Here is a 19,005-nt window from a genome sequence, read left to right as displayed (position 1 = left end):
CTTCGGGCTCAACTGTCTGCGTTGAACACCTCGATCTGCACCTTCTGGGCATCCTCGATGGCCTGATCGAGCACCGCGCGGTTCGGGTCCTGCACGGCCAGCCACGGGCCGGTGACCTGCAGCGACTGCAGCCGCCGGTCGGTGAGCACGTCGTCGACGCCGCCGTGGTCACCGCCCGTGATCAGCGGTCCGCGCAGCCCGTCGAGGATGCGGGCGGCGTGGTCGGCCGCGGCCTCGTACGCGGCGCCGGCCTGGTTCGCCCGGCGCCGGGCGAACCGCTGCTGGCTCCAGCCGCCGGCCTTGGTCTTCCCCTGCACGTGGCGACGCCCGATCTTGTGCTCGGCGATCTCCGGGCCCCTCATCCGGGCGATCGCGAACCCGCCCTTGCGCACCAGCAGGATGCCCCACTGTGCCGTCGGCGCAGCGGCCGCGACGAACGACTCCAGGTCGGCCGCGCCGGCGTAGGTCTGCTCGAACGGGAGCCTCGCGGTGAACGACGACCCGTCGGCGGCGGAGCCCCGCAACACACCGGAGTCGACCACGAGCCGCGCCTCCCCATGACGTGCGGCGAAGTTCTCCACCCAACGCGGGATCCGAGCGACGGCGACGGCGACGTTGGGCATGTCCGCGAACGTTACAGGTCGCGAGTCAGTCGCGCGGGCGCGATCAGCCGGTAGGCGTCCTCGCAGACCTCCGCGACCTCCGCCCAGTCGACCGCGCCGTCGAGCCGCATCCCGATCCAGCCGCGCCCACCGACGTACGGAGGGACGAAGAAGCGCTCGGGGTCGTCACCGACGACCTCGTCCTGCACCCCCGCCGCCGCTGCCGCCCACAGGTGCGGCGCCTCGAGCCGGTGATGCCCCTGCGGCCACAGCATCACGAACTGCTTCTTCACGAAGAACCCCGGCGCACCGTGCGTGAGCCGCTCGGTGACCTCCGGGAACCCGAGACAGATCCCCCGCACCCGCTCGGCCAGCTGATCGGTCGTCATGCTCTCATCATCGGACATCGCGGAGGACTCGCGCCGGTGTTCCTGCTGCGACGACTCGAGCAGGGATGTCGCTCAGCACGACGCTGCCCGATCCGATCACAGCGTCGGCGCCGATCGCCACACCTGCGCCGACGGTGACGCTAGTCCCTAGCCAGGCGTTCTCTCCGATCTCGATGGGCAGTGCCCGCTCCCAGCCATCGCGGCGCCGGTCGGGATCATCGACCGGATGCAGGGCAGTCACCAACTGTGCTCCTGGCCCGATGCGTACGTCAGCGCCGATCCGGATCTGCGCGTCGTCCATGAAGAAGGCGTTGGCATTCACGAACGCCCGATCGCCCAGCCTGATGTTGTAACCGTAGGAGCACTGGAACCGCGGGACGACCTCGACACCCGCACCTACCTCAGCGAGCAGCTCGCACAGCACATGGCGGCGTACGTCGTCATCGTCGGCGCCAGCGGCATTGAAGAGATCCAAAGCACGCCAGCACTCGCGGCGCAGTGCTTGGAGCTCGGCATCATCGAGATACCAATCACCCGCCTCGAGGCGAGCTCGGGCCTCACCCATGCCGCGGTTCAGTCGGGTTTCGGCCAGACGAGCTCGAAGCGCTCGAGCACGACCGGCATGTCTTCGGCGAAACCGCGGTCATGGACGGCGACCGAGGAGAAGAACCGCTTGTGCTCCTGGCGCCAGTAGTCCAGGGATCGGTCACCCTCGCCCTCGGCCCGCGCGAAGTCGTCGTCGACCTGGTCGAAGGGCACGACCTCGACCGACGTCGACACGATGAGTGCACGTGGATGGCCGGAGCCGTCGAGGACGATCCCGAGCGTACCGACGCTCGGCAGCGTCTCGCCGGCAGCCTCGTAGTCCCACAACGCACCAGCGGTGGCTGTCTTCATTCCCTCGAGGATGAGCTCGAGCAGCTCGTCGGACTGCTCCGGAGTGTCACCGAAGGAGAAGGCGGGCGGCTGCAGCGCCTCCAGCGGCGAGGCGCCGAAGTAGCCCGGCGCGGCGCTGAGATGGGCGTGGTGCTTCACGTCGTCCCAGAATGCCGCGACCTCCGCCTCCTGCTCCGGGTCGGGCTCGATCAGATCAGGCGCAGGAGTCGCGTCGTCGCTCATGGCGACACTCAACCACAGTTGCGACTACTGGTGGTGAGACTCGGCGGGCGTACGCGGCGTGGCCGGTCGGGCGATCACCAACCGAGCCTGCTCCTGCCAGCCGAGCCCGGCGTAGAGCGGTTCGCCCATCTCGGTGGCCACCAGGATGCCGCGGGTCGCACCGGCCTCGCGAGCGGCCGCGACGAGCACGGTCATCATCGCGCCGCCGAGACCCCGGTGCCGGTGGTCGGGCTCGGTGTGGATCCGGTCGACGACCGCGTCGGCGCCGATGACGGCGATCCGTCCCGAGGCCGCCACCTCGCCCGCCTTCCCGGCCGATCTCACGGTCGCGGTGATACGGCCACCGTCGCGCTCGATCTCTGCGGCGTAGCCGTCAGGCAGGTCGCGCGAGACCTGGTCGACGAGGTCGATCGACATCAGAGCCTCCTCCTGCGAATCGGAACCGAGCCCGCCCTCAAGCAGCCACGGGCGTACGCCGGCGGGGTCGGCGGTCGCGACGCTCAACCAGGCCTCGGGCGTGGCTGCGACCGTGTCGACGAGACCGGACAACGTCTCGGGCTCGTCGATGGCGACCCATTCGACCCGGCGGCCCGGCTCCCCCACCTCGATGCGTACGCCGCCGGCGACCCGCTCGGGCCGCGGGAAGTATCGGGCGAACGCCCAGCCGCGCGCCCACCTGGTGACCAGATCGGCGAGGTCGGGGCGACGGTCGGCGGCGAGACGGGCGGCGACCCGGGCGCGATACCGCTCCCCCAGCACCGTCGCGACCAGCATCACCCCAGCCAGCCCGAACGCGAGCAGGTCGGTGGTGATCGCACCGATCACCACGAGCCCCACGGCAGCGATGTATCCGAACCAGATCCGTCCAGGCGCCTCCACGTCCGCGGAGCCTACCCGCCGCTCCTCGGCCTCAGACGAGGCGCTCACGCAGGCGCTCGACCCCGGGGCCGGACAGGTCGCTCAGCGCGACCGACCGGCCGGCGAGTGCCATGGCCAGGGCCTCGCTGGGGCCGGCGACCTCGTCCACCGAGCTCTCCTCGCCGCTCCAGGACCAGTCCTGGTCGGTCGCGCGCAGCGCCAGCCCGTCGAGCCGCCCGGCCGGCACCACCCCGAGGGAGGCCTGCTTGGTCGGCAGCCAGTCGAGCACCTCACGCCAGTCGTCGAGCGAGACATCGTTGTCGAGGCCGAGCGGGCGAGCGCAGTCGCGCAGGTGGATGCAGTGGTCGGTGAACTGCCCCATCGGGCCGACCCCGGGCGCCGGCACCCGCTTCGTGTCGTACGTCCGAAGCAGCCCGGTCAGCTCCGCGACCGGCCGACGAGCCTGCTCCTCCGCGATCGCGGCGGCGGCCCGGTCGATCGAGCCGCCGGCCAGCAACGTACGCCAGAGCAGCCGTGGCACCCCGACCGAGAACGGCATCGCGCTGTGGCCCAGCACCTCCCGCACCGTCCAGGCCGAGCAGAGGCTCTGCGTCTCCAGCTGGGAGCCGTCGAGGCCGTCGAAGAAGTCGGCGAGAAGGCGACGGTTGGCCGCTGTGCGGGCGGCGACGTCCATGCACGCCACTCTGCCAAACAAACCAGTGGCCGCGCAGGTGAGTGGTCAGTAGCATTGAAGCCATGCAGGAATGCCTCAACACCTACGACATCCTGGGCCGGCCGGTCCCGGGTGTGGACTTTGCGCGCGCGGAGCCGCAACAGACGTAGGTGCTCACCGCATCCACCAGGGCCGCTCCGATCCACGGAGCGGCCCTTTGTCATGTCCAGCAGCATCACCAGGAGGTGAACGAGATGGAGACCATCACGCCTGTCGCAGAGGGCAACCTCTCCAGGACCCACGAGCCGACCCTGATGCACCCGACGCCCCGCACGGATGAGTGGGCCTGTGTGGGCGAGGAGCCGGACCTCTTCCATCCCGACGACCTCGCCCAGCTGGCCCAGGCACAGGAGGTCTGCGCGGGCTGCCCGCTGCGAGGCACCTGCCTCGACCTCGGGGTCGCCCGGCGGGAATGGGGCGTGTGGGGCGGCGTGCTCCTGGAGAGCGGCAAGCCCCGCGAGAAGCCCAGAGCTCCCGGCCACAAGCCCTACAAGCGCAGCCAGGAAGCCATCGAGAAGGCGCGAAGGGTTGCCTGAGATGCGATGTGGGGGTCCTGAGGTCACCAGGTGACCTCAGGACCCCCACATCGGAGGTGTTCGCTCAGACGTTGAAGCCGAGGGCGCGGAGCATCTCGCGGCCGTCGGGGGTGATCTTGTCGGGCCCCCAGGGCGGCATCCAGACCCAGTTGATGTGCACGTCGTTGACCATGCCCTCGAGTGCCTGGGAGGTCTGATCCTGGATGACGTCGGTCAGCGGGCAGGCCGCCGAGGTCAGGGTCATGTCGAGCACCACGTTGGAGTGCTCCTCGACGTGGATCCCGTAGACCAGACCGAGGTCGACGACGTTGATCCCGAGCTCGGGGTCGACGACGTCCTTCATCGCCTCTTCGACGTCCTCGATCTTCAGGCTCGCGCCCTCGACCGTCGAGGAGCGCATGGTGTGCTCCTCCGGAGCCTCGTGCCCATGGCCGTGACCGTGACCCGAGTGGTCATGACCCGAGTGGTCATGGCCGGCGTGATGGTCATGGGTGCTGTGGTCGGTCTCAGTCATCAGTTCTCCTCAGCGAGAGTCTTGGTCGTGGCGTCTTTCCACGCCATCCACGACAGCAGCGCGCACTTGATCCGGGCGGGGAACCTGGCGACGCCGGCGAAGGCGATGCCGTCCTCCAGGATGTCTTCGTCGGGCTCCACGTTGCCCTTGCCCTGCATCAGGCGCAAGAACTCCTCGTGGATCGTCATCGCCTCTTCGATCGGCTTGCCGACGACCAGGTCGTTGAGCACCGAGGCCGATGCCTGCGAGATGGAGCAGCCGAGGGCGTCGTAGGAGATGTCCTCGATTCTGAGCTCATCATTGGCGCCGGCGATGTGCACCCGGAGGGTGATCTCGTCACCGCAGGTCGGGTTGACGTGGTGAACCTCCGCCTCGAAGGGGTCGCGAAGACCCTTTCCGTGCGGGTTCTTGTAGTGGTCCAGGATGATCTCCTGGTACATGCTCTCGAGGTTCGCGGCAGTCATCACTGGTCCAACTTGAAGAAGTGGCGTACGTATTCCAGCCCCTCGACCAGCGCGTCGATCTCGGCGGGCGTGGTGTAGAGGTAGGACGACATCCGGTTGGAGGCCTGTACGCCGAACCGCTGGTGCGCGGGCTTGGCGCAGTGATGTCCGGCGCGGATGGCGACGCCCTTGGAGTCGAGCACCTGGGCCACGTCGTGCGGGTGCACCTCGTCGAGCTCGAAGGAGATCGCACCGCCACGCTTGGCCGCGTCGGCCGGACCGAGCACGGTCACACCCGGCACGGTCGCAAGACGCTCCAGCGCGTAGGCCGTGATCGCCTGCTCGTGGGCGTGGACGTTCTCCATCCCGACGTGCATGAGGTATTCCAGCGCCGCTCCGAGACCCACGGCCTCGGCGATCGGCGGGGTGCCGGCCTCGAACTTGTGCGGGATCGGGGCGTAGGTGGACTTCTCCATCGACACCGTGGCGATCATCTCGCCACCTCCGAGGAACGGCGGCAGCGCCTCGAGCGCGGCGCGCCGCCCCCACAGCACACCGATGCCGGTCGGGCCGACCACCTTGTGACCGGTGAAGACGAGGAAGTCAGGGCGCTCCTCCTCCGTCATCGACGCCAGGTCGATGGGGAGCACCGGGGCGGCCTGAGCAGCGTCGACGACGACCAGCGCGCCGACCTCGTGGGCCTTGCGGGCGATCTCGGCGACCGGGTTGATGGTGCCGAGCATGTTGGAGACCCACGTCAGCGCGACGACCTTGGTCGCCGGCGTGATCAGCTCGTCGATGTTCGACAGGTCGAGCTGACCGTCGTCGGTGAGCCCGAACCACTTGAGCTCCGCACCCGTACGCTGCGTGGCGAGCTGCCACGGCACGATGTTGGAGTGGTGCTCCATCTCGGTGGTCACGACCACGTCACCCGGAGCCAGCGGCACCGTGTTGGCGACCAGGTTGATCCCCTCGGAGGCGTTCTTGGTGAAGATCACCTCGTCACGATCGGGCGCGCCGAGGAAGCGCGCGACGGTGTCGCGCGCCCCCTCGAAGGCCTCGGTCGCCTCGGCGCCCAGGTGGTGCATCGCCCGGGCGATGTTGGCGTTGTGCCGCTCGAGGTGGTCGACGATGGTGTCGATCACGATCTGCGGCTTCTGCGAGGTGTTGGCGCTGTCGAGGTAGACCAACGGGGTCTCGCCGCCGTCGAAGGACCGCTCCAGGATCGGGAAGTCCTTACGGACCAGATCCAGGTCGGGCAGCAGACCCTCCATGTCAGACCGCCGCGCTCGTGAACCGCTCGTAGCCGTTGGCCTCGAGGTCCTCGGCGAGCTCGGGGCCACCGGACTCGGCGATCCGGCCTGCGACGAAGACGTGCACCTGGTCGGGCTTCACGTAGCGCAGGATGCGGGTGTAGTGGGTGATCAGCAGGACCGACTTGGCCTCGCGGGCGCGGAAGTCGTTGATGCCGTCGGAGACGACCTTGAGGGCGTCGATGTCGAGGCCGGAGTCGATCTCGTCGAGCAGCGCGAAGGCCGGGTCGAGGATGTCGAGCTGAGCGATCTCGTGGCGCTTCTTCTCGCCACCGGAGAAGCCCTCGTTGACCGAGCGCTGCGAGAACGTCGGGTCGAGGTGCATCTTGTTCATCGCACCGTTGACGTCCTTGACCCACGTGCGCAGCTTGGGGGCCTCGCCGACCAGCGCGGTCTTGGCGGTGCGCAGGAAGTTGGCCACGCTCACGCCAGGCACCTCGACGGGGTACTGCATCGCGAGGAACAGGCCGGCCTTGGCACGCTCGTCGACCGACATCGACAGCACGTCCTCACCGTCGAGGGTGACGGTGCCGCCGGTGATCGTGTACTTCGGGTGGCCGGCGATCGAGTAGGCAAGGGTGGACTTGCCGGAGCCGTTGGGGCCCATGATCGCGTGCGTCTCGCCGGACCTGATGGTCAGCGTGACGCCCTTCAGGATCTCCTTGGCACCGTCTTCGGTGTCGACCGAGACCTGCAGGTCCTTGATCTCGAGCGTGCTCATGCGTTGTCCTTCGTAATCAGAGAGTTGATGTTCTTGGCGAGCTCGGCCTCGACCGTGGTGGTCAGCTTGTCCTCGAGCTCGGGCACACCGATGTGGCGGATGAGGTCGTTGAAGAAACCGTGCACGACCAGGCGCTTGGCCTCGGTCTCGGAGACGCCGCGGCTCTGCAGGTAGAAGAGCTGCTCGTCGTCGAACCGGCCGACCGCAGACGCGTGGCCCGCGCCCTCGATCTCGCCGGTCTCGATCTCCAGGTTGGGCACGGAGTCGGCCCAGGCACCATCGGTGAGGATGAGGTTGCGGTTCTCCTCATAGGTCTCGATGCCCTCGGCCTCCTTGCGGATCAGCACGTTGCCGATCCAGACCGCGTGGGCCTTGTCGCCCTGCAACGCACCCTTGTAGACCACGTTGGACTTGGTCTTCGGCGCGGTGTGGTCGACGAAGAGACGGTGCTCGATGTGCTGACCGGCGTCGGCGAAGTAGAGACCCAGGGCCTCCACCGAGCCACCCGGACCGGCGTACTCGGCGCTCAGGTCGTGGCGCACCACGTCACCGCCGAAGCTCACCGAGACGTGCTTCAGGTTGGCGTCGCGGCCGACCTTGGCGTGCTGGGTGGAGAGGTGCACGGCGTCGTCGGCCCAGTCCTGCACCGAGACGACGGTGAGGTCGGCGCCGTCCTCGACGACGATCTCGATGTTGTCGGCGATCACGGCCGAGCCCTCGAAGATCAGCGCGACGGTGGCCTTGGAGAACTTCTCCGCGACGATGACCGCGTGGCCTGCGCCGGCGGTCTCCGAGCCGGTGCCGTGGTGACGGATCACCGTGGCACCGTCGACGACGGTGTCGGTCGGCACCCGCACGAGGGTCGCGCCGGTGCTGGCCGCCCAGGCCCGCGCCGAGACGCGGTCGGTCGGAACCAGACCCGAAGCGCCGCGTACGTCGCTGTCGGCTGCCACGGTCTCGACGCTCACGCCGTCGGCCGCCTCGACCTCCACCTTGGTCGCACCGTCGGCGAACGGGGCGTCGTTGTGGATGCCGTGGAGGCGCTTGAGCGGGGTGAACCGCCAGATCTCCTCGCGACCCTTCGGCACCTCGTGGGCGTCGACGTCGAAACTTCCCTCCGGGTGGAGGTGGCTCTCGACCTTGTTCATCTCGAGAGCATCAGCTACTGCCGTCATCAGCCGACGGCTCCTTCCATCTGCAGTTCGATCAGGCGGTTGAGCTCGAGGGCGTACTCCATCGGGAGCTCCTTGGCGATCGGCTCGACGAAGCCGCGCACGATCATCGCCATCGCCTCGTCCTCGGCCATGCCGCGCGACATCAGGTAGAACAGCTGGTCGTCGGAGACCTTCGAGACCGAGGCCTCGTGGCCCATCGAGACGTCGTCCTCACGGATGTCGACGTAGGGGTAGGTGTCCGAGCGCGAGATCTGGTCGACCAGGAGCGCGTCGCAGAGCACGTTGGACTTCGAGCCGTGGGCGCCCTCGTTGACCTGGATCAGGCCACGGTAGGAGGTGCGGCCACCGCCACGGGCCACCGACTTCGACAGGATCGACGAGGAGGTGTTGGGGGCGGCGTGCACCATCTTGGCGCCCGCGTCCTGGTGCTGGCCCTCGCCGGCGAAGGCGATGGAGAGCGTCTCACCCTTGGCGTGCTCACCCATCAGGTAGACCGCCGGGTACTTCATCGTCACCTTGGAGCCGATGTTGCCGTCGACCCACTCCATGGTCGCGCCCTCCTCGCAGGTGGCGCGCTTGGTGACGAGGTTGTAGACGTTGTTGGACCAGTTCTGAATGGTCGTGTAGCGAACGCGGGCGTTCTTCTTCACGACGATCTCGACGACCGCGGAGTGCAGCGAGTCGGACTGGTAGATCGGCGCCGTGCAGCCCTCGACGTAGTGGACGTAGGAGCCCTCGTCGGCGATGATCAGCGTGCGCTCGAACTGGCCCATGTTCTCGGTGTTGATCCGGAAGTAGGCCTGCAGCGGGATGTCGACGTGGACGCCCTTGGGCACGTAGATGAAGGAGCCACCCGACCACACGGCGGTGTTGAGCGCGGCGAACTTGTTGTCGCCGACCGGGATCACCGTGCCGAAGTACTCCTGGAAGATCTCCGGGTGCTCCTTGAGCGCGGTGTCGGTGTCGAGGAAGAGCACGCCCTGGGCCTCGAGGTCCTCGCGGATCGAGTGGTAGACGACCTCCGACTCGTACTGAGCCGCGACACCGGCGACGAGGCGCTGCTTCTCCGCCTCGGGGATGCCGAGCTTGTCGTAGGTGTTCTTGATGTCCTCGGGCAGGTCCTCCCAGGAGGTCGCCTGCTTCTCGGAGGAACGCACGAAGTATTTGATGTTGTCGAAGTCGATGGTCGACAGGTCCGAGCCCCAGGTGGGCATCGGCTTGCGGCCGAAGAGCTTGAGGCCCTTCAGGCGCAGGTCGAGCATCCACTGCGGCTCCGACTTCTTCTCGGAGATGTCGCGCACGACAGCGTCGTTGAGACCGCGCTGCGCTGCGGCACCGGCGGCGTCGGAGTCGGACCAGCCGAACTCGTACTTGCCGATGCCCTTCAGCTCGGGGTTGAGCTCCTCGATGGAGGTCATGTCGTGACCTGCTCCTTCTTCTTCGAAACTTCGCCGGACCCGGAGGATCCGGGAGGGATGTGCGTCGTGCAGACACCGTCGCCGTGAGCGATGGTGGCCAAGCGTTGTACGTGTGTGCCGAGCAGCTCGGCGATGGCCTCTGTCTCCGCCTCGCAGAGCTCGGGGAACTCCTGGGCGACATGAGCGACCGGGCAGTGCTGCTGACACAGCTGCTCGCCGGCGTCATGGCCGTTGATCAGCGGAAGCTCCCTGACGGAAGCCGCATAACCATTGGCCGTGAACACGTCCGCAAGCACCTGCGCGGGCCCGAGATCCGTCTCGCCGGCGGCGATCCGCTCCAGCCCCTGCTTGATGAACGCCGCGCGGCGCTCGGCGAATTCCCGAACGCCCTCCTCGCCTGCCACCTCGGAGACGAAGCGCAGCGCCTCGAGCGCCAGGTCGTCGTACTTCTTCTCGAAGCCGTCGCGGCCCTGGTCGGTGAGAGCGAAGAGCTTGGCCGGCCGGCCCCGCCCACGGGTGGACGCGGTGCGCGGCTCGCGCTGCTCCACCACGTCCTCCTCGGCAAGAGCGTCGAGGTGGCGCCTGACCGCGGCAGGGGTGAGGTCGAGCCTCTTGGCCAGTGCCACAGCCGTCTGCGGACCGTCGACGAGCAGCGATCGAGCCACCCGCTGGCGGGTGCTCTCCTCGCTGGTCTCTGCGGGCTGCAGAGTGGTCTCGTCGAATTTCACAACACCATTGTGACGTTATTCCCCAACGGGATTCAACGAAGGTGACCCTTACTAGCGGATCGGGCAGCGACACCGTGTCGTACGCCACCACCGCGACCCGCTCGACAGCGAGCCATCGCTCAGCCCGTGGGCATCCCGTCAAGGGTCGGCGAGACGAGGGCCGCGACGCCGACATAGACGGCGTCGGGCGGCAGCCAGCGGATGCCGCGGTCGGAGCGCAGCACCGTGCGACCGCGTTCGAGGTCGAAGATGCCGACCCGGGTGCGACCGCCGGAGCGCACGACCGCCACCTCGCCGCGCTCGGGTCGGCGCGGGTCGATCAGCAGGTCGGACCCGGGCGGCAGGCCGCGGGAGGTGAGATGGGCCCCGACGAGCCGGTGCACCTGCGTCCCGTCTCCCGGCAGCGGCGCAGGCGATCGCTTCGCGGCCGCCGACACCGCATCAGGAGCGACGTCGAACGGCAGCGGTACGTCGCACCGGGACGCCCCGCCATTCGATCTCATGTTCGAAAGCGTACCGGTCGGCGGCGGCGCACGGAACCGCCCGGGGGCCGCGGACTCCTGTGCTTCCACCTGTCGCGCAGGTCCGGGAGACTGTGACCATGACAGTCGACGACCCCACGGACTGGGAGACCGCGTACGTCCGAGGAACGACCGGCTGGGATCTCGGTGCCCCCCTGGCCTACATCGAGGAGGACATCACGCTGTTCGGCGAGCCCGGAACCGCCTTCGCGCCCGGCGCCGGCCGGGGGCACGATGCGGCGGGGTTGAGCGCTGCCGGATGGCGTACGACGGTGGTCGATGTCTCGCCCACGGCAGCCGCCCACGCGGCGGAGCACTACCCGGACCTCACCTATGTAGTCGGCGACGCGCTCGACGTCGACGTCGTCCTGGAGGCGACCGGCGGGCCTGTCGACCTGATGTGGGACCATACCTTCTTCTGCGCATTGCCGCCGGCATGGCGCGGCCGCGTCGGCGACCTGGCCCGCGCGGTCGTACGCCCCGGCGGACGGGTCGCTTCGGGGGTCTTCCCCATCGACCGTCCGAGCGAGGAGGCGGGTCCGCCATGGACGTACGTCCCCGAGGACATGACCCGCGCCCTCGGCCCCGACTTCGACCTGCTCCACCTCTCCGAGCCGCGCCGACTGAACTCACGGCTGCCGTGGAGCCACCGCCTCGGGATCTGGCAGCGCCGCTGAACCCACCGGCAGGTGCCAGCGGCCGCTCGGCTCAGGCGAGGCGAGCAGGGAAGCCACCGGTGGCGATGGGGCCCCAGCGGTTCGGGGTGATCCGGAGGAGCGACTTGTCCTGGTCGACCATGGCCTGGCGGTATTCGTCCCAGTCGGAGTGCTCGCCGGAGATGTTGCGGAAGTAGGTGACGAAGGCGTCCAACGCCTCGGAGCCGGCGGAGGCGTCGAGCACCTCGGCGTCGCCGTCGATCTGGACCCAGGCGCCGTTCCACTCCTCGGAGAGGACCATGACGCTGACCTGCGCACGCGCGCGGGCATTGCGGGTCTTGGCACGCTCGGGGTAGGTCGCGATCACGATCCGGCCGTGGTCGTCGACGCCGCCGGTGACCGGCGAGAGCTGCGGGGACCCGTCGGCCCGGGTGGTCACCAGGATCATCTGGTGGCGGGGCCGTACGAACTCCAGGAGCTCCTCGAGATCGACGGTCGTGTTCGTCGCGATCGTGCGTGCCATGGCTCCCAGCCTGTCAGAGGTTCCTGTTCTGTTTCGAACTTGTTCTGGTTTGTAACTCAGTTACCGCGTCACGGGGTCGGGAGCAAGGCGTCTCATCCCCGCGTTGGCCGTCCTTCGGTGGGAGTTGGGCGGCCAACGTCTTTTCATCGGACCCTCCTTATAGACAGCTAAGAATCTCGGGCGCCACGGCCACGCGATTGGGCCGGTGGCGTGGGCCTTCTTAGACTGCGCAGGTGCACTCCCCCGCTGTCGAGGTCCGCGACCTGCGTATGACCTACGGCGACAAGACGGCCGTCGACGGACTCACCCTGAGCGTCGCGACGGGCTCGATCACGGCCGTGCTCGGGCCCAACGGCGCCGGGAAGACGACCACGCTGGAGACCTGCGAGGGCTATCGCAGGCCGCAGCAGGGCACGGTGCGCGTGCTTGGGCTCGACCCGATCGCCGACCGCAAGCAGCTGCTGCCCCGCATCGGCGTGATGCTGCAGGGGCAGGGAGCCTGGAGCGGCGTACGCGCCATGGAGATGCTCCGTCACATCTCACGCCTGCACGCCGACCCGCTCGACATCGACTACCTCGCCGACCGGCTGGGGCTGGCCGAGTGTGGCCGCACCCCCTATCGGCGGCTCTCGGGTGGACAGCAGCAGCGCCTCGGGCTGGCGATGGCGCTGGTGGGGCGCCCCGAGCTGGTCTTCGTCGACGAGCCGACCGCGGGGATGGACCCGCAGGGCAGGCGTACGACCTGGGACCTGATGCGCGAGCTGCGCGCCGACGGCGTGACCGTCGTGCTGACCACCCACTACCTCGAAGAGGCAGAGGAGCTGGCCGACCAGGTGCACATCATCGACCACGGACGGATGATCGCCTCGGGCACGCCGCTGGAGCTGACCAGAGGATCGGGCGCCGGGATGAGCGCGACCGCCATGATCCGCCTCGTCGTCACCAAGCCGTTCCCGCCCGGCGCGAGCGAGTCGCTGCGCGCCGCGCTCGGTGAGGACACCGAGGTGACGCTGCTCGACGAGCGCTCCATGCGGGTCAGCGGCAAGGCCGATCCGACCACGCTCGCCAAGGTCTCGCGCTGGTGCGAGGACAACGATGTGCTGCCGGAGTCGTTGACCCTGGGCCGCAGAAGCCTCGAGGACGTCTTCCTCGACCTCACCGGAGAGAAGCTCGAGCATGTCTGAGGTGGCGACCGGCACCTTCACTCCCAGGCCCGGCGGCGCGCCGGTGCACAAGCAGGTCGTCGCGCAGGCACTGATGGAAGCCAGGCTGATGCTCCGCAACGGGGAGCAGCTCCTCCTGGCCGTCGTGATCCCGGTGATGGTGCTGATCGGCGGCGTCACAGCCGGCAACGCGATCGATCTCGACCTCGGCACCGACCGCCCGCTCGTCGACATCCTGACCCCAGGGGTGCTCGCCCTCGCGATCATGTCGACGAGCTTCACCAGCCTCGCGATCGCCACCGGCTTCGAGCGACGCTACGGCGTGATCAAGCGCCTGGGCGCCTCACCGCTGCCCCGTATCGGCCTCCTCGCCGGCAAGGTGCTCGCGCTGGGCTGCGTACAGCTCGTGCAGCTCTTCGTCATCGGCGGCGTCGGTCAGATCCTCGGCTGGACGCCGGCGGCGGGTTTCGGCACGGTGCTCGCCTTCTTCCTCGCCATCGCGATGGGCACGCTGGCCTTCGCCGCCCTCGGCCTCTTCGTCGCCGGGGTGCTGCGCGCCGAGGCCACCCTGGCCGCGGCCAACCTGATCTACCTGCTCCTGCTCGCCGGGGGTGCGGTCGCGCTGCCGCTGACCGCCTACGGCGCCTACGGCGACGTCGCCCGCTGGCTGCCGTCGGGCGCGCTGGGAGAGTCGGTGCGCACCGCCTTCCTCGACGGCGCCCCGGCCTGGCGCGACCTCGGCGTGCTCCTGATCTGGGCCCTGCTGGGCTCCACCCTCACAGCTAGGACCTTCAAGTGGGAATGACCTCCACCGAGCCGGCCACCGACCCGACCCCCGAGCCTGCCTCGGCCGCCACCAGGGTGATCGCCTGGCTCCGGGCCCACCTGTTCGGCCTGGCGGTCGCCAACCTGGTCGCCAACATCGGCATCGTCGTGACCGGCGGTGTCGTACGCCTGACCGGGTCCGGGCTCGGCTGCCCGACCTGGCCCAAGTGCACCGAGGAGTCCTACGTGGCTCACGAGGCGCTCGGGATCAACGGTGTCATCGAGTTCGGCAACCGGCTGCTCACCTATGTGCTGGCCGCGATCGCCATCACCGTCGTGGTCGCCGCGTGGAACCGTCGGGGCGTGATCCGCCGCCTGGCGATCATCGTCGCCCTCGGCATCCCGTTCCAGGGCGTGATCGGCGGGATCACCGTGCTCACCGACCTCAACCCGTACGTCGTCGCCCTCCATCTGCTGCTGTCGATGGGGATGGTCGGCCTGTGCGTCTGGATTCTCGACGAGATCCGCTCCCCGGTGCGTGAAGCGGCTCCTCGCAGCGCCCGGACGGCAGCGGTGGTCACCTTCGTGGTCGGCTGGTTCGCCCTCTGGCTCGGCACGGTCGTGACCGGCTCGGGCCCGCACTCCGGCGACCTCGAGTCGCGCCGCACCGGCCTCGACCCGGCGCTGATGTCCCACATCCACGCGTACGCCGTCTACGCGCTCGTCGCCGCCACCCTGGTCACGCTGTGGCTGGGCCGCAGGAACGCCTACGTCCGGAGCGTCGCCATCACCCTGCTGGTCGTCGAGCTCGCCCAGGGTCTGATCGGGTGGGTGCAGTACCTCACCGACCTCCCGGTGCTCCTGGTCGGCTTCCACATGGTCGGCGCCGCGCTGATCTCAGCCGGCGTGGCCCGGCTGGTCTGCTCGGTGCGCGCCCGGGCCTGAGCCGATCTCGCCGAGAGCGACGTCTCGGCTGGGCATGTCAAAGGCGCAGCGAGTGTCGGCCGGCGGCGACCAAGCCGACGGCCACGAGCACCGCCGCGGGACCACCCTCGTTCCAGCTCGACTGCTGATCCTCGTATGCACCGATCCAGTCGCCCGACAGCAGCCACACCCACAGGCCCACGACGAACGCACCCACCCACAAGAGGATCACCAGCAACACCGACGCCGGCTCACGGTCCACCGCGGGCCGCTCGCCCGCCGCTCGCCAACCGACCAGTGCGAACGCGAGGAGCAGAGCGCCCGCGAGGACCGGAGCCCAGTGATAGAGCGGCGCGACGCGCTCGGCGGTCTCGGGCACGAGGCGGAATCCGAACCCCGCCGCGATCATCATCGCGCCGGTGGACGCCGCGCAGATCCGTGCCGCCGTCGGCCTGTCCAGCAGCACCAACGTGGCGGCTCCGCCCGGCAGGCAGGTCGCCAGTACAGGTGCAAGGTCCCGCAGCTCAGCGGGGTACGGACGGTGCGAGGCGTCCGAGAAGTCCTCGCCGCCCATCGACAGAGCCAGCAGCAACCAGATCAGACCGACCGCGATCGCGAACCACGCCAACACCTCCACCGCGATGCGGACGACCCGGGACCACACCGCTCGGCGGCTTCGAGGTCAGCGCAGCAGCGGATCGACCGCGAGCGCGACGAAGAGCAGGCTGAGGTAGAGGTTGCTCGAGTGGAAGAGCTGCATCGGGCGGATCTTGGAGAGCTCCTCTGTGCCCTTGGCCCGACCGTGCAGCTGGTGGGCCTGGACGAGGAAGACGGCGCCGAGCACGACGGCGGCGGCCGGGTAGAGCCAGCCGGTGGAGGCGATCGGCCACAGCAACAGCGAGGTGGCGACCATCACCCAGGAGTAGGCCACGATCTGACCGCCGACGTGGCGGGCCGACTTCACGACCGGCAGCATCGGCACGTCGACCTGCGCGTAGTCCTCGCGGTAGCGCAGCGCCAGGGCCCAGGTGTGCGGCGGCGTCCAGAAGAAGACGACCATGAACAGGATCAGCGGTTCCCAGGAGACCTGGTTGGTGACCGCGGTCCAGCCGATCAGGGTCGGGAAGCAGCCGGCGATGCCGCCCCAGACGATGTTCTGCGTCGTACGCCGCTTGAGCAGCATCGTGTAGACGAAGACGTAGAACGCGTTGGCGGCCAGCGAGAGGCCCGCCGAGAGCCAGTTGACGAAGAACCCGAGCACGAGCACCGACAGCACCGCCAGCGCCGAGCCGAAGATCAGCGCCGCCCGCGGGGTGACCACGTGACGCGGCAGCGCCCGTCGCCGGGTGCGCCGCATCTGCTCGTCGATGTCGCGGTCGTAGACGCAGTTGAAGACCGAGGCCGAGCCGGCCGAGAAGATCCCACCGACGACGGTGGCCGCCACCAGGCCGACGCCCGGCACACCCTGGGCGGCGAAGAACATCACCGGCACCGTGGTGAGCAGCAGCAGCTCGATCACGCGGGGCTTGGTCAGCGACACGTACGCCGAGATCACATCGCGCATTGACGCGCGGTCGCTACGCTGGTCGAGGTCAGGGACCGGCTGTCCGACGTACGTCACTGAGAAGATCCTTCTCGATCGGGGAGAGGCGTCACATGCAGATCGAACACGCAGTTCACAGCATGCGGCTCGCAGTCTAACCCGGGGCGTGAGTAGGCTCGGATTCGGCAGCCCCCACGGCCAGCCCAAGATCTTTCCCACGTGACTCTACGCATTGAAAAGGCACCTCGTGAGCACCCAACCTTCACTCGAGTGGACCGACCTGGACCGCAAGGCCGTGGACACGGTCCGCACCCTCGCCATGGACTCGGTCCAGAAGGCCGGCAACGGCCACCCCGGCACCGCGATGAGCCTGGCACCGGCGGCCTACCTCCTCTTCCAGAAGGTGATGCGCCACAACCCGGCCGACACCGACTGGCTGGGCCGTGACCGGTTCGTGCTCTCGGTCGGCCACTCCTCGATCACCCACTACATCCAGCTCTACCTCGGCGGCTTCGGCCTCGAGATCGGCGACCTCGAGGCCCTGCGCCAGTGGCAGTCGCTGACTCCGGGCCACCCCGAACGCGGCCACACCCGGGGCATCGAGGTGACCACCGGCCCGCTCGGCCAGGGCGTCGCCAACGCGGTCGGCATCGCCATGGCGCAGCGTCGGCTGCGCGGGCTGCTCGACCCCAACACCCCGGCCGACAAGCCCAGCCCGTTCGACCACAAGACCTACGTGCTGGCCAGCGACGGCGACCTGCAGGAGGGCGTCAGCGCCGAGGCGAGCTCGATCGCGGGCACCCAGAAGCTGGGCAACCTCACGATGATCTACGACGCCAACCGCATCTCGATCGAGGGCGACACCAACGTCGCGTTCACCGAGAGCGTCGCGGGCCGCTACGAGGCCTACGGCTGGCACGTGCAGGAGGTCGACTGGACCAATGGCGGCTCCGAGTACGAGGAGGACGTGCCGGAGCTGTTCGACGCGATCAACGCCGCCGCGGAGGTCACCGACAAGCCGTCGCTGATCGTGCTGCGTACGGTCATCGCCTGGCCGGCCCCCAACGCGCAGAACACCGGCGCCGCCCACGGCTCGGCCCTCGGCGAGGAGGAGGTCGCGGCGACCAAGAAGGTGCTGGGCTTCGACCCGGCCAAGACCTTCGAGGTCGACCCCGAGGTGCTCGCCCACACCCGCAAGCTCATCGAGCGCGGCGAGGCCGAGGAGGAGGCCTGGCGCGCCGAGGAGGCGGCGTGGGCCGAGGCCAACCCCGACGGCGCGAAGCTGCTGGCGCGGCTGCAGGCCGGCGAGCTGCCCGACGGCGTCGACGACGCGCTCCCGGTCTTCGAGGCCGACGAGAAGGGCATCGCCACCCGTGCCGCCTCCGGCAAGGTGATCAACGCGCTCGCCCCGGTGCTGCCCGAGCTGTGGGGCGGCTCGGCCGACCTCGCGGGCTCCAACAACACCACCATCTCCGACGCGCCCAGCTTCGTGCCCGAGGAGCGCTCCACCGACGAGTGGAAGGGCGACCCCTACGCCGGTCGCGTGCTCCACTTCGGCATCCGCGAGCACGGCATGGGGGCGATCCTCAACGGCATCGTGGCCCACTCCCCCACCCGGGTCTTCGGTGGCACGTTCTTCCAGTTCTCCGACTACATGCGTGGTGCCGTACGCGTCGGGGCGCTCTCCGAGCTGCCCGTGATCCACGTCTGGACCCACGACTCCATCGGCCTGGGCGAGGACGGCCCGACCCACCAGCCGGTCGAGCACCTCGCGGCCGTGCGGGCCATCCCCGGCCTCGACGTGATCCGCCCGGCCGATGCCAACGAGACCGCCGCCGCGTGGCTCGAGGTGCTCAAGCACCACGACCGCCCCTCGGCGCTCATCCTGACCCGTCAGGCGCTGCCGATCGTCCCGCGTGAGGTCGACGGGTTCAGTGGCACCGAGGGCGTGGCCAGGGGTGGCTACGTGCTCATCGACTCCCCCACCGACAACGTCGACGTGGTGCTGATCGGCACGGGCTCCGAGGTGCAGTACGCCGTCGCCGCCCGTGAGGAGCTGGCGAAGGAGGGAATCGGCGCGCGCGTCGTGTCGTTGCCCTGTGTGGAGTGGTTCGACGCCCAGGATCAGGACTACCGCGACTCGGTGATCCCGCCGGCGGTCAAGGCGCGCGTCAGCGTCGAGGCCGGCGTGAAGCAGGGCTGGCGGGAGTTCGTCGGCGACGCCGGCCGGATCGTGTCGCTCGACCACTTCGGCGCATCGGCGTCGGGTTCACTGCTGTTCAAGGAGTACGGCTTCACCCCCGAGGCGGTCGTCACGGCCGCCAAGGAGAGCCTCGCGGCCGCCAACGGCTGAGGGTCCGC

At 69.1% G+C, this 19,005-nt stretch carries 23 protein-coding genes; 6 read left to right on the top strand and 17 right to left on the bottom strand.

Annotated elements, in window-relative coordinates; translation table 11 throughout:
• Positions 1-8: 8 nt before the first annotated feature.
• Genes FB381_RS10245 through FB381_RS10220 form a run of 6 tightly spaced genes read right to left on the bottom strand, consistent with a single transcriptional unit; the run spans position 9 to position 3,662 of the window.
• The gene (locus FB381_RS10245) at positions 9-623 is read right to left on the bottom strand and encodes an acVLRF1 family peptidyl-tRNA hydrolase (protein WP_141780199.1); all 615 of its coding nucleotides are present in this window, start codon (positions 621-623) and stop codon (positions 9-11) included.
• Between the two features lie 11 nt (positions 624-634).
• Positions 635-991: an MmcQ/YjbR family DNA-binding protein gene (locus tag FB381_RS10240; RefSeq protein ID WP_141780198.1), complete on the bottom strand. Its 357-nt coding sequence runs from the start codon at positions 989-991 to the stop codon at positions 635-637.
• A gap of 7 nt (positions 992-998) precedes the next feature.
• Positions 999-1,556: a sugar O-acetyltransferase gene (locus tag FB381_RS10235; protein WP_141780197.1), complete on the bottom strand. Its 558-nt coding sequence runs from the start codon at positions 1,554-1,556 to the stop codon at positions 999-1,001.
• A gap of 8 nt (positions 1,557-1,564) precedes the next feature.
• Positions 1,565-2,110, bottom strand: a complete 546-nt coding sequence (locus FB381_RS10230; RefSeq protein WP_141780196.1) for an ASCH domain-containing protein — start codon at positions 2,108-2,110, stop codon at positions 1,565-1,567.
• Between the two features lie 24 nt (positions 2,111-2,134).
• The gene (locus FB381_RS10225; protein WP_141780195.1) at positions 2,135-3,037 is read right to left on the bottom strand and encodes a GNAT family N-acetyltransferase; all 903 of its coding nucleotides are present in this window, start codon (positions 3,035-3,037) and stop codon (positions 2,135-2,137) included.
• Positions 3,021-3,662, bottom strand: coding sequence for a maleylpyruvate isomerase family mycothiol-dependent enzyme (locus FB381_RS10220; protein ID WP_141780194.1), 642 nt, complete (start codon positions 3,660-3,662; stop codon positions 3,021-3,023). The genes FB381_RS10225 and FB381_RS10220 overlap by 17 nt, the downstream gene beginning before the upstream one ends.
• Before the next feature lie 233 nt (positions 3,663-3,895).
• Here FB381_RS10220 and FB381_RS10215 point away from each other — a divergent pair, with 233 nt between their 5' ends.
• A complete protein-coding gene (locus FB381_RS10215; protein ID WP_141780193.1) occupies positions 3,896-4,237 on the top strand; it encodes a WhiB family transcriptional regulator in 342 nt (113 codons plus the stop codon).
• Positions 4,238-4,301: 64 nt separating this feature from the next.
• Here FB381_RS10215 and FB381_RS10210 read toward each other — a convergent pair whose 3' ends face one another.
• From FB381_RS10210 to FB381_RS10175, 8 genes are all read right to left on the bottom strand, one after another.
• A complete protein-coding gene (locus FB381_RS10210; RefSeq protein ID WP_211352562.1) occupies positions 4,302-4,637 on the bottom strand; it encodes a metal-sulfur cluster assembly factor in 336 nt (111 codons plus the stop codon).
• A 113-nt stretch (positions 4,638-4,750) separates the two neighbouring features.
• Positions 4,751-5,215 (bottom strand): Fe-S cluster assembly sulfur transfer protein SufU, encoded by a 465-nt coding sequence (sufU, locus tag FB381_RS10205; protein WP_141780191.1) that lies wholly within the window; start codon positions 5,213-5,215, stop codon positions 4,751-4,753.
• Positions 5,215-6,468 (bottom strand): cysteine desulfurase, encoded by a 1,254-nt coding sequence (locus FB381_RS10200; protein WP_141780190.1) that lies wholly within the window; start codon positions 6,466-6,468, stop codon positions 5,215-5,217. Before FB381_RS10200 ends, sufU begins: the two co-directional genes overlap by 1 nt.
• 1 nt (position 6,469) lies before the next feature.
• Positions 6,470-7,228, bottom strand: a complete 759-nt coding sequence (gene sufC, locus FB381_RS10195) for a Fe-S cluster assembly ATPase SufC (protein WP_141780189.1) — start codon at positions 7,226-7,228, stop codon at positions 6,470-6,472.
• Positions 7,225-8,403, bottom strand: a complete 1,179-nt coding sequence (gene sufD / locus FB381_RS10190) for a Fe-S cluster assembly protein SufD (protein ID WP_170225124.1) — start codon at positions 8,401-8,403, stop codon at positions 7,225-7,227. Before sufD ends, sufC begins: the two co-directional genes overlap by 4 nt.
• Positions 8,403-9,821 carry a Fe-S cluster assembly protein SufB gene (sufB, locus tag FB381_RS10185; RefSeq protein WP_141780187.1) on the bottom strand — a complete coding sequence of 473 codons (1,419 nt, stop codon included), beginning with the start codon at positions 9,819-9,821 and terminating at the stop codon, positions 8,403-8,405. The genes sufD and sufB overlap by 1 nt, the downstream gene beginning before the upstream one ends.
• Positions 9,818-10,549, bottom strand: coding sequence for a helix-turn-helix transcriptional regulator (locus tag FB381_RS10180; protein WP_141780186.1), 732 nt, complete (start codon positions 10,547-10,549; stop codon positions 9,818-9,820). Before FB381_RS10180 ends, sufB begins: the two co-directional genes overlap by 4 nt.
• A 119-nt stretch (positions 10,550-10,668) precedes the next feature.
• Positions 10,669-11,052, bottom strand: a complete 384-nt coding sequence (locus FB381_RS10175; RefSeq protein WP_141780185.1) for a hypothetical protein — start codon at positions 11,050-11,052, stop codon at positions 10,669-10,671.
• Positions 11,053-11,150: 98 nt separating this feature from the next.
• On the opposite strand from FB381_RS10175, the gene FB381_RS10170 reads away from it, so the two are divergent.
• Positions 11,151-11,747, top strand: a complete 597-nt coding sequence (locus FB381_RS10170) for a methyltransferase domain-containing protein (protein WP_141780184.1) — start codon at positions 11,151-11,153, stop codon at positions 11,745-11,747.
• 31 nt (positions 11,748-11,778) lie between these two features.
• Here the strand turns inward: FB381_RS10170 and FB381_RS10165 are convergent, their stop codons facing one another.
• A complete protein-coding gene (locus FB381_RS10165) occupies positions 11,779-12,249 on the bottom strand; it encodes a PPOX class F420-dependent oxidoreductase (RefSeq protein WP_141780183.1) in 471 nt (156 codons plus the stop codon).
• Positions 12,250-12,482: 233 nt separating this feature from the next.
• Here FB381_RS10165 and FB381_RS10160 point away from each other — a divergent pair, with 233 nt between their 5' ends.
• Genes FB381_RS10160 through FB381_RS10150 form a run of 3 tightly spaced genes read left to right on the top strand, consistent with a single transcriptional unit; the run spans position 12,483 to position 15,122 of the window.
• Complete coding sequence (locus FB381_RS10160) at positions 12,483-13,433, top strand: ABC transporter ATP-binding protein (RefSeq protein ID WP_246088049.1); 951 nt, start codon at positions 12,483-12,485, stop codon at positions 13,431-13,433.
• Positions 13,426-14,217, top strand: coding sequence for an ABC transporter permease (locus FB381_RS10155; RefSeq protein WP_141780182.1), 792 nt, complete (start codon positions 13,426-13,428; stop codon positions 14,215-14,217). The genes FB381_RS10160 and FB381_RS10155 overlap by 8 nt, the downstream gene beginning before the upstream one ends.
• Positions 14,214-15,122: a COX15/CtaA family protein gene (locus tag FB381_RS10150; RefSeq protein WP_246088048.1), complete on the top strand. Its 909-nt coding sequence runs from the start codon at positions 14,214-14,216 to the stop codon at positions 15,120-15,122. The genes FB381_RS10155 and FB381_RS10150 overlap by 4 nt, the downstream gene beginning before the upstream one ends.
• Before the next feature lie 37 nt (positions 15,123-15,159).
• Here FB381_RS10150 and FB381_RS10145 read toward each other — a convergent pair whose 3' ends face one another.
• Positions 15,160-15,765 carry a hypothetical protein gene (locus FB381_RS10145; protein WP_141780180.1) on the bottom strand — a complete coding sequence of 202 codons (606 nt, stop codon included), beginning with the start codon at positions 15,763-15,765 and terminating at the stop codon, positions 15,160-15,162.
• An 18-nt stretch (positions 15,766-15,783) separates the two neighbouring features.
• A complete protein-coding gene (locus FB381_RS10140) occupies positions 15,784-16,722 on the bottom strand; it encodes a heme o synthase (protein ID WP_141780179.1) in 939 nt (312 codons plus the stop codon).
• A gap of 169 nt (positions 16,723-16,891) precedes the next feature.
• On the opposite strand from FB381_RS10140, the gene tkt reads away from it, so the two are divergent.
• Entirely contained in the window at positions 16,892-18,997 is a 2,106-nt protein-coding gene (gene tkt / locus FB381_RS10135; RefSeq protein WP_141780178.1) for a transketolase, read from the top strand.
• Positions 18,998-19,005: the final 8 nt, after the last annotated feature.

The organism is Nocardioides albertanoniae (assembly GCF_006716315.1).
Lineage (GTDB): Bacteria > Actinomycetota > Actinomycetes > Propionibacteriales > Nocardioidaceae > Nocardioides > Nocardioides albertanoniae.
This window is presented reverse-complemented; position numbering and strand designations above follow the sequence as displayed.